This window comes from Agathobacter sp. LCP21S3_B2 (assembly GCF_052118705.1).
GTDB lineage: Bacteria > Bacillota > Clostridia > Lachnospirales > Lachnospiraceae > Roseburia.
In genome coordinates this window covers 88,048-100,029 of sequence record NZ_JBQKGQ010000002.1, presented here as the reverse complement: position 1 = coordinate 100,029, position 11,982 = coordinate 88,048, and the positions used below count along the sequence as shown (strand labels likewise).

Genomic DNA, 11,982 nt, shown 5'->3' with positions numbered 1-11,982 from the left:
TTTGTATGTCATAAGCAGAGATATTATAATAGTAAACATGCAAGAACATCAGAGATAAGGAGACAAGAAAATGGTAGTAAACGAAAGCATGTACCAGCTCGGAAGCGTGCGCTCAGCAATCAGGGAGCTTTTCGAGTATGGTAAAAAAAGAGCAGCAATTGTAGGTAAGGAAAATGTATATGATTTCTCAATAGGAAACCCGAGCATACCGGCTCCGCAGATAGTAAACGACACAATAAAGGAGCTTGTGACAGATTATGATTCTGTTGCGCTGCACGGCTACACCTCAGCACAGGGAGATGTGGAAACGAGAGCGGCAATAGCTGAATTTTTGAACAACACACACAGTACACATTTTAATGCAGACAACCTTTACATGACAATGGGAGCAGCGGCATCGCTGTCAATCTGCTTTCGTGCGTTGACAAGCGACGCATATGATGAATTTATTACCATAGCGCCATATTTCCCGGAGTACAAGGTATTTGTGAATGCAGCAGGCGCAAGGCTTGTAGAGGTGCCTGCAGACACAGAGCATTTTCAGATAGATTTCGATGCGCTTGAGGAGAGAATCAGTGAGCACACCAGAGGTGTCATAATCAATTCACCAAACAACCCATCCGGCACAGTATATTCTGAGGAGACCATCAAAAAGCTCTCAGACCTCCTTGAGAAAAAGTCTAAGGAGATAGGAAGACCGATATTCATTATCGCAGATGAGCCGTACAGGGAGATAGTCTACGACGGAATCAAGGTACCGTTTGTGACCAAATATTACGATAACACACTGGTATGCTACTCATACAGCAAGTCACTTTCGCTGCCGGGAGAGAGAATAGGATACGTCCTCGTGCCTGATGAGGTGTACGATAAGGCAGAGCTGTATGCAGCAGTCTGTGGTGCGGGAAGAGCACTCGGTTATGTATGCGCACCAAGCCTGTTCCAGAAGATGATAGTAAAATGCCAGGGGGCAACCGGTGATATCAATGCCTACAAAGAAAACAGAGACCTTCTGTACGAGGGACTCACAAGGATAGGCTATCACTGCTTCAAGCCGGACGGAGCCTTTTATATGTTTGTAAAGGCACTCGAGGATGACAGCAATGCATTCTGTGAGAAGGCAAAGGAGGAGGATGTGCTCATAGTAGCAGCAGATGGCTTCGGCTGTCCGGGCTGGGTAAGAATATCATACTGTGTGGACAGGGAAATGATAAAGCGCTCTATGCCTGCGTTTGAAAAGATATACAACAAGTATAATAAATAATAGTTACAAAAAAATAATTCGAAAAAGCGCCGAAAATTGTCTGAAAATATGCAATTTTTGGCGCTTTCAATATGCAGTTTTCATAAAGTTGTCTCCGTGTGACCGTTGTGTGACCATTGTTTTGTATAATGGCATGAAGAGTGGGAATATAAATAAAATCGTAACGGAATAGTTACAAAAAATACTATAGAAAGGTGATAGAATGAAAAACATTAAAGGCATACTTAGTTTAACATTAGTAATAATTTTTTTAGTAGGATGTTCAAGTACAGAAACGATGACAGCTAATGAATTTAAAAAAAGTATGGAAAAGAAAGGTTTTACTGTTGTTGATCAAACAGCTTCAGCAGCTGACTCAACATATCAAAAGATATATGTTGCAGTAGATGATAAAAAATACTCATTTGAGTATTACTTTATGAATAGTGCTGAATCGGCTGATGTGGTATATCAATATGCGGTTACAAATCTCGGTGATACATATAAAGATGTGGAAAATGCTACGATTTTGGAAAAAGAAAAACAGAATATTTCGGACTACAGCGTAAGTGCATCTGATTATTATTGTAGAGTTTTAAAAAAGGAAAATACAGTATTATATGTGACAGCATACCATGATTATGAGGATAAGGCAAAAAGTGTTGTTAAGGAATTGGGGTATAAATAATGTTTGTGTTTAACAAAAAAAAATGCACAGAAGAAACGATTGGATTTATAAAAAAGAAACGATGGAATGGTGATTTATGGTTTCTGACAGTGGAATACAGTGTAGATGGAAAAACGTATATAGTAAAAGAACAGTTAACGTATCATATTACAAAAAAACATAAAATAGGTAGTATTCCTGTGGGAGTTCATGCAAGTTCGACAATTGAAAATATCGAAGTGGGAGCGAGTATACGTGTTAGATATAATCCAAACAAACCAAAGCAAAGTTATTTGCCAGAGAATAATGGATATCATATCTCATAATCTTTTGCAGTCAAAATCGCAGAAAATTAGTTGAGCTAATAGTTAAAGTTTGAATAGGAAGTTCAGGATGGTAAGAAATTGCAGAGGATGATGCTAGTAAAAAAGAGGGGTTTGTAGAAAAAGTAAACTAAACTGTACCCCTTGTCAAGGACATTTTGAATTAGTGTAGTGTATAGTGGCTCAGTTGTCAAGACAAAAATCTGAGATTTTTATAATGAACTGATATGGTTGATAAGTTACAGAGAACATAGGGAAAGTAGTTGAACCTTCCCCAGTCCCATTTATGCTAAGCTACATATGGCAACAGCATTGCCGGATAGTAGCATTCAGCCGGTGTCTTATAATCAAGTGCAGAATGACGCCGCTCAAAATTGTAAGTGTGGATATACTGTCCGATGGCAGTTCTGGCTTCTTTGATGTTATTGTATTGTGTCAGATAAGCTTCTTCATATTTGAAGCTGCGGAACCAACGCTCAATCATGATGTTATCTGCCCAGCGGCTTTTGCCATCCATGCTTTGCCGGATGCCGTTTACCTTTACAAAATCAATGTACTGCTGACTTGTAAACTGGCAACCCTGATCAGAATTCAATATCTGCGGTTTTGCTACCTTGAATGCCTTTTTTAAAGCGTTAATGACCATTCTGGTATCAAGCGTATCATCTACTTCCCAGCCAACGATGCAACGACTGTGCCAATCAATAACAGCTGTCAAATATAGAAAACCTCGCTTGATTGGAATATATGTAATGTCAATAGACCATGCCTGATTTGGCTTATCTATGATAGCATTACGGAGCAGATAAGGACATACCTTGGCCTGTTGCATACGCTTGGAAAGGTTCATCTTAGGATAGATTGGATAAATATCCATTTCATTCATATAACGTCGTGTTTTTCGACGTCCCACATGATATCCTCTAGCCTTCAGCTGGGCGGACATTTGTCTTGCACCCCAGGATGGGTTATCTGTATGGAGATGATCGATAATCTCTTTACAAGCCAGTTCTTCATCGGATGTAGGCGTGCCTTTGTAATAAATACTTGTACGATTGATATCAAGCAGTTTTGCGCCGACAGAAGCCGGGATTTCTTTAGTCGTCAAAAGGTTTTGGACTAAACTTACTCTCGTAGTCTGGTCCACAAATTTCTTCAGATTTTTTTTTGAGCCAGTCAACCTGCATGGTTAACTGACCAACCTTTTTGGCATACTCCGCCTTTTACTTGCGTTCTTCAGCAAGCTTTTCTTTGAGGTTATCCTCACGCTTGTCATCAAATACAGCAGAAGCATTGTCGAGGAATTCTTTTTTCCAGTTGCGGAGCAGATTCGGCTGGATATTATTTTCAACAGCAAGGGTATTAAGATCTTTCTCACCCTTAAGTAGTTCGATTACAAGGTCTGATTTAAATTTGGCACTGAAATTTCTTCTTTGTCTGGACATTTTTATGAATCCTTTCTTTGTTACTGATTTTAGTATATCAGATTCATTAAAAACTGTCCGAAAAAGTGTCTTAATTTATGAGACCATTATAGTGCCTATTTTTTAGACACCTACACGAAAGTGATATCCCTGATTTTGGACATTCCTTTGTTTGGTTATCCACATAAGTGGACACATGACATTTGATGTGCCCACAGAATTGGACAAACCGAATTGATATGGTATTCAGTTAAGTTTTATTTTCAGAATCTATATGAACTGCCGTTTTGCCAAGGTCTTTCGTTTTTTTCCGGATGGCTGGCGGGGCAGGTGCATTCGGGATATCCAGAGGATATTCCCCCGTAGTAACAAATTTGTAGAATTCATTAGGCGACAGCTTGGCAAGATGCCACTGGTAACGCCGATTGTTGTAATAATCCATATAGTCATCGATGATGACCTGAACCTCAGCAAACTCAGTACATTCCGCAAGTTTCGGCATGATGTGGTCCTTCATATGGCCGAAGAAGCTTTCCTGCGGAGCATTGTCCCAGCAGTTTCCCCTGCGGGACATGGACTGACGGAGTTTTTTATCATAAAGGATATTTATGAACTTGTGGCTGGTATAGTGGCAGCCCTGATCGGAATGAATGATCGTTTCCGCTTGGAGGGAGACTCCATGATTTTCTACCAGTTTGTTGATGGTTTCCAAGACGAAATCCATTTCCAGCGATGGACTGAGCACGTACGACAGTATCTGCTTAGTAAAGGCATCTAGGATAGTAGATAAATAAGCAAAGGTGCCATTGTACGGCAGATAGGTGATGTCGGTCAGCAGGACGATTCTGGGACCGTATGCCTCAAATTCACGCTGAAGAAGGTTGTCTGCGACATTACTTGTCTTAAGGGCTTTGGCCATCCGCCTGTAAGGGTTCGGACCCCTGTAGGGGCAGGACAGATTGAATTTGTCCATCAGACGCCGGATCTTTTTGAGATTCATGATCACAGGCGGATCCATATGAAGCAGGGCCATGTAGATGCCCTTGGCACCTTTTGTATAGCCGTGCATTTTGTAGGCAGCGAGTATCAGATCAAAGTCATCACGGTCCTGCTGTTCCCTGAGTTCTCTTGCAGAAGCGGCTTTGATCCAGGCATAATAACCGCTGCGGGATACACCTGCCATTTCACAGAGTGTCTTGACAGACATTGTGTTATGGCTTTGCTGCATGGTGTTGTAGATGATTTCGAATACACAGGAAGAATCGTTCATGAGCAGTGCACCTACTTCCTTGTAGTTCTGATCGAGGAAATTTTTTTTAGAAATTCCATTTCCTGTTTCAGGTAATCTACTTCATGCCGGAGCTGCTTGATCTCATCGGTCTCGGATAGCGGCTTGGCAGCATCTGTGGGTGCATCAGGGCTGGCTGCTTCGCCCCGTGGACCATAACCCTCATGGAATTCCCCGTACTTTTTGTATTCTGTACGGATATGCTGGGAAATGCTCCATATGCGCCGCTCGCCAATGATGCTGATGTCAAAACCATGATCTTCAAGAATCTTTCTCGGAGATTCACCGGCTTTGTATGCGGTCATGAAGAGCTCCTTGAACTCTTTGGTGAGAGTGATCCTTGTCTCAGTAACACTGTAGATGTAAGGGTTTTGGCGAAGTAACTGTTGTTGTTCCTCTGTGAATAGTTTTCTGCTCATGAAAATCCTCCATTTCTGTGATTAGAATATCACATCTAGAAGGGAGTGTCCAAGAAAAAGGGTTCACATGGGAACGGTGATTAAGAACAGGGGCACGTCTTGTGTGGGTGTCCGTAAAACGGGTACTACACTAATTCGTGTGTCCACTGTTATGGGTACATTATAAGTAGTATTTTCTTTGATTATGGGAGTGATTTGCCTGGCATCATGCAAAAGATAAGATGAATAGTGCGGAAAATTTAAAGGAATAGAGAGGAAAAGTATGTTATCCTATAATAGTGTAGTTTTTGTTTTATATAGTTTGTTTTTAATTGTAATAATGCCATGTTTGCTATATATGAATGCGGAGGTATGTTCAGGTTATGACCTGGTAGAAAAGAACCCAATGCAGGATGAACGTATAGGGAAAATGATGATGGGATTTTTTAGTGTATTTATAACAGTGGTAATGGTTGTATTATTTGCTGTTTTGCCACCGGTTCTTTTAGATATACCAGAGTATTTTAGTGGAAGTGGAAAAACTGTAACTGGTACAATTATAGAGTTTACAGATAAAACCAGTCCGAATGAGGGGGAATGGACGTTAGTTTCGGCAAAAATACAAGAAGAAAATACGAATAAGATATTTTCTATAAAGAAGACATATTTTCCATATGTTCAGGTTGGAGATCAAATAAAAGTAAGTTATTTGAGCCATTGTAAAATGGGAATGGTTCGAGAAGTAAATGGGGTGCCATTTGCCTTAAAACAAAAGGTGAATAAAGCATTTTTTATAACCATAATGATTCTGTTGCATTTATATTTCATTGCGAGGATGTTAATTGTTTTAACGGAGAAAATAAAACCTAATAAAAGGTATAAGGTACATATTCATAAGGGAAGATGTATCGCATGGATATTTGCTACTGAGATGGTAAATGGATGGGGTTCCATCATTTTAGTTGGCGCTATGACAGAACATAGCAGTATGGTAACAAAAGTGATTTGGAATATATTGCTGGTAACATTCTATATTCTTATATTTTGTTTATTCATGGAGTATCACTATGTGTTAAAAGTGAATCGTAAACGTATTTTTTATTGTGACCGTAAACTAAAGTATGGTAGCTCTGTAAGTGAAGTAAAAGATGTAGAAAGAAGTGGAAAGAAAATTGATGTCATCTTAGAAAATGAAATGAGACTTCCAATTTATGATATAGAAGAGAAAAGGAATATGTAGCATTTGGAAAATACAGTTGTTAGGCTACCAAATGAAAAATGGAAAATGAGTATCGATTTAAAAAAAGGTGAAAAATGACTAAAACAAGCAAAAAATGTCTAAAAATCAGATTAAAAAATAATTGTTCAATGTGCAGTTTTCACAAAGTTGTTTCCGTGTGACCGTTGTGTGACCGAATGATTGTATAATGTTATCAAGAGGTTAAGTATGAATAGTTAAAAATAAATAAATGGAAGGAGAAATATTTGGAGTAGCGATAAATTGAGGTATCAATAAACAAGATGTATTAAAGCTTTTATGATAAGCAGGTCGGAAAGAGTAATAGTAATTATCATTAAGCTTTTACATAAGTGAAAATGAATTAATAAAACAAGAACATTAAAGGGATAATGTTCAAGGTAAAGAGATCGGAAAAAATTTTTAAAAAAACTTAAAAAAGTACTTGCATTATTCGTTTGACCATGATATTATAATACACGGTTCGTTGGTCAAGCGGTTAAGACGCCGCCCTCTCACGGCGGAAACACGGGTTCGATTCCCGTACGGACTGCTAAGTATTTAAAGTCGGTACATTCATGGAAGCATGATGTACCGGCTTTTTCGTTGTATATATTCATATGAGGCAGAGCTATTTATGAGCAGCTACAGCTACTGCATGTTTTTTGATGCCGTCAGGCGCTTTTGTGATGCGAAGGGCAACGACAATTATTGCGGCGGCAAACAGCAGCTGTATTCCCATGCACATCAAAATGAAGCCAAGCTCCTTGACCGGATGAAAGTCAATATTTTTTACAGCCTGGTTGTACCAGTAGGCAGGCAGGAAGTGGGCGGCTTTTATGATGCCATCACTTAGAAATTCCTCCGGCACAAATATACCGCACAGGAATGCCATGCCGAGTGACACTGTGTTCGCAAACATGTTCAGTATCTCACTTTTTGAGGTAATTTTGCTGATTAAAAAGGCAAATGCCAGTGAAACGAGCATGTAGCAGAGCATGTTGAGTGTGAACAGGAAACCTGAAAACGAGAATGTGCTGCCTTTAAACATGATTGTAGCTGAGACAAAAATTACAGCGCATACCACAAGTCCGGTTAAAATCACACCCAAAAGCAGCTCGCGGTTGTAGTTTGCAAATTTATAGGATGAGCAGGATATTCTCTCTTTGATTTCTTTTTTGGAGAAAACCTGAAGGACAGGAGCTATACCTGCAATCATCATGATAAGGAGCACCCATCCCAGATAACTGAAGCAGTAGTATATCCCTGAGTGCGAGGTGACACTTTTGCCACTGAGCAGTGAGACAGAAGCCTTTTGACTTAGCGAGGTGTTTACTGCGGCTAGAGCATCAGCTTCAGAGTAGCCGGAAGCGATGTAGGTATTGTACGTTTTCGTAAAGCTGTTTATGGCAGACTCAAAGGTGGTCGCTGCCTGTGTACCGGGTATGGTCACGACATCGAGACTAAAGCCTTCTTTTATGATGAGAATACAGTTTACATTTCTGGCAAAAAGCTCATCCTGCATAGTTTCCTTTTTGTCATTTTTGATATTTTTTTGGATGCATGTCTTTTTAAGATACTCTGTCAGAGCTTTGCTTTCTGATGATTTGTCGTAGTCAAATACCGCAAATTTGGGCTTGGCAGCCTCATAATCACGTTCAGCCTTGTTTGTGCGTGTCGCAGTGAGAACGACCATGATACCTATGAATATGGACAGGTACATAATCATCTGGCCCATATGTCTGTTGAGTATTTTGAAATATGATTTAAATACTTGCATATTTTTCCCTCCGAAGCAGTGCAAAGGCAATGATTAAAAGAATCACTGATTCAACTGCCATTATTGATATATTTCTGAAAAATCTGTCGTAGCTGTCATATACGTTGAGCGAGTAAAAGCAGTCGGATATGAGACAGGCAGGGTTGAGGCGGTTAGCAATCGGAAACTTGTGCTCAATCATATCTTTTATACCGTTGGCGCATAGATCCGCAAGCACGGAAAGCACCATGCCGATTCCGACAGAGATACCGATTTTGCTACCCTCTGTAAGCTTAGGAATGGCACCTGTTATCACTCCGATTGAAAGACCTATCATGCAGCCGAAAAACAGTGTCAGGATGATTGCCGGATATTTGTTTCCGAAGTCCACACCGAGTAGTGTCAGGTAGACTAATGCAATTAGCTCGACAACAAAATGGATGATTAAGAGTGAGATATACTCTGAAAAAATCAGTATGTTTTTGCTTAGAGCTGCAAGGCTTTTTCGCATGCCGAGAGGACTTGTGTTTGCAAGCAGACGGTTTGTGGCTGTCACAGCTGAAAATGAGGCGAACAGGCAGCTCATCGCAAATACAGCGTAAAAGTAATTGGTGTATTCATCCTGATTTCCCGATGAAAGAGAAATCTCTTTATACTCTGATGTGGTGTCAGATAGTCCGGCAATTGCAGCCTCAAGTGCAGCCGGATTTGTCTTTGCTATGTTTGCAAATACGTTTTTTTGCTGTTTGTACTGTGTCAGGATGGATTCAAGTATTGTGGCATTGTATGAGTTTTCATCCACTACAAGTGAAGCATCCTCTGTGTAAATAATGCCGGTCACTTTTTTGTCATTTAGAGCTTTTATGGCTGCTGAGCTATCCATTAGCTTCATGTTTATGAGGTCTGAAAATGAATTTGAACTGTCGTCCTTGTCGTCGGATTTACTGGCTGAATCAGTATGGTTTACATCGAGAGACTCAAGCACGCTCATCAGAGTGTCATCATTTTCAGATTCAACCACTGCTACATTTATTGTCTTAAACATTTCATCCTTTTCAAACAGATTTCCGAATGCCATATACATAAAGGTGGCGAGTATCAGTGGAAATGCAAGTGTCCAGAACAGCGTGACTTTCAGGCGGAGCATGCTTAGCATGGTGTATTTTGAGTTGTGAAAAAATAATTTTAGTCCATTCATTAATCCCTTAGCTCCTTTCCGGTAATCTCTAAGAATACGTCGTTAAGAGTCGGAAGCTGCGTGTACACCTGACCGAAGGAAAGATTATTCTGCTCCAGATAATCAAGCACATGGATTATATTGTGGCGTCCGCCACTGAAATGAATCCGAAGCTGTCCGTTTTCAAAGCTGACCTGATATGCATTGTGCAGCTGCTTTAATGAGTCAAGCTGTGCTTCTGACAGGTCTGCAATTTCTACGTTTATTGTCTCTGTATTTTTGATCATGCGCTTTAGCTCATCCTTTGTGCCGAGCGCGAGAGCCTTGCCCTTGTCCATGATGAGTATTCGGTCACAGAGCTGCTCAACCTCCTCCATGTAGTGTGAGGTGTAGATGATTGTCGCACCATCACGGTTTAGTTTTTTGATGCCCTCCAGAATCTTGTTTCTGCTTTGAGGGTCAACAGCCACGGTCGGTTCATCAAAGAAGATGAGCTTTGGCTTGTGTGCTATGCCACACGCGATGTTGAGACGTCTCAAAAGTCCGCCGGAGAGCTTCTTTGGCAGAAATTTGCTGTAATCCGCTATGTCCACGAAATCCATTGCTTCCTTTACATATTTTTTGCGGAGCTTTTTGTCACTCACGTAAAGACCGCAGAAATAGTCGATATTTTCATATACAGTCAGCTCGTCGTACACGGCCACATTCTGCATGACCACGCCGATTTCGCGTTTGATATCGTAGCTGTTTGAGTACATTTCCTGCCCGAATACCTTTATATCTCCCTTATCGTATGTGAGCAGGGAAAGTATGCAGTTTATAGTGGTGGTCTTTCCGGAGCCGTTTGGTCCGAGCAATCCGAAAATCTCTCCGGTTTTAACGGTCAGATTGAAATGGTCGAGTGCCACAAGCTCCTTGTAGCGTTTTACAAGGTTGGTTACTTCTATCGCATTTTTGGTTGTATCCATTGAATTGCCTCCATAATGTTGTATTTTCGTTTGCAAGCCTGATATCCGGCTCAATAACAGATTACTATATGGCGTGCCGGAAAGTAAGTGTCAAATGTCACATTCGTATTTATGTTTGGATGAGGCATTGTTGTGTAAAAAATGACATTTGTCATAGTGACGTTTGATGGAATTTGTTGTAAGCTTATTTTATGGAAATGGAGGCTTTTGATGTATAAGATATGTAGTCAGTTTTTAATAGTTCTATCATGCGTGATGCTTATGGTGGTATCCCTTCAGGTCGATTACGTCATGATAGCGTGCATACTTACAGGAATAATCGTGTGCACATTTATAGACATGCAGGATGTGCCGCAGATGAGTCCTGAGAACAAGAGCAAAATGGCAGACCGGGCTTTGGATTTGATTCTGGCGGTTTATATTCTGTCCGGAGTATTTTTTGCACCATCATTTTTTATGCTGCCGTATGCAGCGATGGTATTCAGAAAGAGAAAATACACGGTGTCGAGGATGGCTGCAGCCTTAGTGGGGATAGCTGTATCGGTGGACTGTATTTTAAAGATAAAACATATAGCACCCGGGATTTTTTATATCCTGGAGGTTGTACTTCTCATGGCTTTTGCGGTAATGCTTTCGTATTTCACAGAGCTGCTTTTGGGGTATCAGATGAAGCTGCACAGCATGAGAGATGCGTCCATGGAGCACGACATGCTTATGGAGCAGATGAATCACCAGCTTATCGAGAAGCAGAATGCGCAGATATACAATGCCACGCTAAAGGAGAGAAACCGTATCGCAAGGGAGATACATGACAACGTGGGGCACATGATTACGCGCTCTATTTTGCAGGTGGGAGCAATCGGTGTGATAAATACCGATGAAAAGCTTAAAGCGCCTATCGCAGACCTAAAGAGTACACTCGATACGGCAATGGACAGCATGAGAAAAAGCGTTCATGATTTGTACGATGAATCGGTCGATTTGCGTCAGGCGCTTGCGAAGCTTAAGCCCACAGGCAGTGCATTTGCATTTTCACTCGAATACGACTGTGAGGATGATGTGCCCAGAGATGTCAAGTATGCTTTTATTGCAATTGCAAAGGAAGCGGTAAACAACGCAGTTAAGCACAGTAACGGCGATGAAATCAGGATAATAGTCAGAGAGCATCCCGCCTTTTACCAGCTTGAGATAATGGACAACGGCACATCGGCTGACGAAATAAGACTTTCGGGAGAAACAGGAGATGGAATAGGCATAAAAAATATAAAGGAGCGTGTTGCAGCGATAGGAGGAACCATGCGTATAAAGGCAGACGATGGTTTCATGATATTTGTGACGCTCATGAAGAAGTGAGGATATAAAAAAATGATATGAGGGTCAAAAGGTATTTTGCCCCTCATTTATGATTAATCAGATTACTACATGCTACGCATTCCCGTAATCTGACTCCACCTCGAAATCCGCTAATTTGCCGCATCTCCGCAGCAAATTGCTACTT

At 40.8% G+C, this 11,982-nt stretch carries 12 protein-coding genes and 1 tRNA gene; 6 read left to right on the top strand and 7 right to left on the bottom strand.

Going from position 1 to position 11,982, the window contains the following annotated elements; genetic code table 11:
- Positions 1 to 70: 70 nt before the first annotated feature.
- The 3 genes from ACTQ1L_RS02025 (at position 71) to ACTQ1L_RS02015 (ending at position 2,236) form a co-directional block, all read left to right on the top strand.
- Entirely contained in the window at positions 71 to 1,264 is a 1,194-nt protein-coding gene (locus ACTQ1L_RS02025) for a pyridoxal phosphate-dependent aminotransferase (RefSeq protein WP_441365272.1), read from the top strand.
- 202 nt (positions 1,265 to 1,466) lie between these two features.
- Positions 1,467 to 1,931 (top strand): hypothetical protein, encoded by a 465-nt coding sequence (locus tag ACTQ1L_RS02020; protein ID WP_441365271.1) that lies wholly within the window; start codon positions 1,467 to 1,469, stop codon positions 1,929 to 1,931.
- The gene (locus tag ACTQ1L_RS02015; RefSeq protein WP_441365270.1) at positions 1,931 to 2,236 is read left to right on the top strand and encodes a DUF3592 domain-containing protein; all 306 of its coding nucleotides are present in this window, start codon (positions 1,931 to 1,933) and stop codon (positions 2,234 to 2,236) included. Before ACTQ1L_RS02020 ends, ACTQ1L_RS02015 begins: the two co-directional genes overlap by 1 nt.
- Positions 2,237 to 2,522: 286 nt before the next feature.
- Here ACTQ1L_RS02015 and ACTQ1L_RS02010 read toward each other — a convergent pair whose 3' ends face one another.
- The 4 genes from ACTQ1L_RS02010 to ACTQ1L_RS01995 form a co-directional block, all read right to left on the bottom strand.
- Positions 2,523 to 3,380 carry an IS3 family transposase gene (locus ACTQ1L_RS02010; RefSeq protein WP_441365269.1) on the bottom strand — a complete coding sequence of 286 codons (858 nt, stop codon included), beginning with the start codon at positions 3,378 to 3,380 and terminating at the stop codon, positions 2,523 to 2,525.
- A gap of 76 nt (positions 3,381 to 3,456) precedes the next feature.
- Complete coding sequence (locus ACTQ1L_RS02005) at positions 3,457 to 3,678, bottom strand: transposase (protein ID WP_441365268.1); 222 nt, start codon at positions 3,676 to 3,678, stop codon at positions 3,457 to 3,459.
- A gap of 229 nt (positions 3,679 to 3,907) precedes the next feature.
- A complete protein-coding gene (locus ACTQ1L_RS02000; protein WP_441365267.1) occupies positions 3,908 to 4,927 on the bottom strand; it encodes an IS3 family transposase in 1,020 nt (339 codons plus the stop codon).
- 11 nt (positions 4,928 to 4,938) lie between these two features.
- Positions 4,939 to 5,364: an HTH domain-containing protein gene (locus tag ACTQ1L_RS01995; protein WP_441365266.1), complete on the bottom strand. Its 426-nt coding sequence runs from the start codon at positions 5,362 to 5,364 to the stop codon at positions 4,939 to 4,941.
- A 262-nt stretch (positions 5,365 to 5,626) separates the two neighbouring features.
- Between ACTQ1L_RS01995 and ACTQ1L_RS01990 the strand changes: the two genes are divergently transcribed.
- Both ACTQ1L_RS01990 and ACTQ1L_RS01985 read left to right on the top strand, forming a co-directional pair.
- On the top strand, positions 5,627 to 6,583 hold the full coding sequence (locus tag ACTQ1L_RS01990) for a hypothetical protein (protein ID WP_441365265.1): 957 nt from the start codon (positions 5,627 to 5,629) through the stop codon (positions 6,581 to 6,583).
- A gap of 478 nt (positions 6,584 to 7,061) precedes the next feature.
- Positions 7,062 to 7,133, top strand: a tRNA-Glu gene (locus ACTQ1L_RS01985).
- 78 nt (positions 7,134 to 7,211) lie between these two features.
- Here the strand turns inward: ACTQ1L_RS01985 and ACTQ1L_RS01980 are convergent.
- The 3 genes from ACTQ1L_RS01980 to ACTQ1L_RS01970 are packed head-to-tail and all read right to left on the bottom strand — an operon-like array spanning position 7,212 to position 10,484.
- A complete protein-coding gene (locus ACTQ1L_RS01980; RefSeq protein WP_441365264.1) occupies positions 7,212 to 8,360 on the bottom strand; it encodes an ABC transporter permease in 1,149 nt (382 codons plus the stop codon).
- A complete protein-coding gene (locus ACTQ1L_RS01975) occupies positions 8,347 to 9,537 on the bottom strand; it encodes an ABC transporter permease (RefSeq protein WP_441365263.1) in 1,191 nt (396 codons plus the stop codon). The genes ACTQ1L_RS01980 and ACTQ1L_RS01975 overlap by 14 nt, the downstream gene beginning before the upstream one ends.
- Positions 9,537 to 10,484 carry an ATP-binding cassette domain-containing protein gene (locus ACTQ1L_RS01970; protein ID WP_441365262.1) on the bottom strand — a complete coding sequence of 316 codons (948 nt, stop codon included), beginning with the start codon at positions 10,482 to 10,484 and terminating at the stop codon, positions 9,537 to 9,539. The genes ACTQ1L_RS01975 and ACTQ1L_RS01970 overlap by 1 nt, the downstream gene beginning before the upstream one ends.
- A 210-nt stretch (positions 10,485 to 10,694) precedes the next feature.
- On the opposite strand from ACTQ1L_RS01970, the gene ACTQ1L_RS01965 reads away from it, so the two are divergent.
- Positions 10,695 to 11,837, top strand: a complete 1,143-nt coding sequence (locus ACTQ1L_RS01965; protein ID WP_441365261.1) for a sensor histidine kinase — start codon at positions 10,695 to 10,697, stop codon at positions 11,835 to 11,837.
- The last annotated feature ends 145 nt before the right edge of the window (positions 11,838 to 11,982 follow it).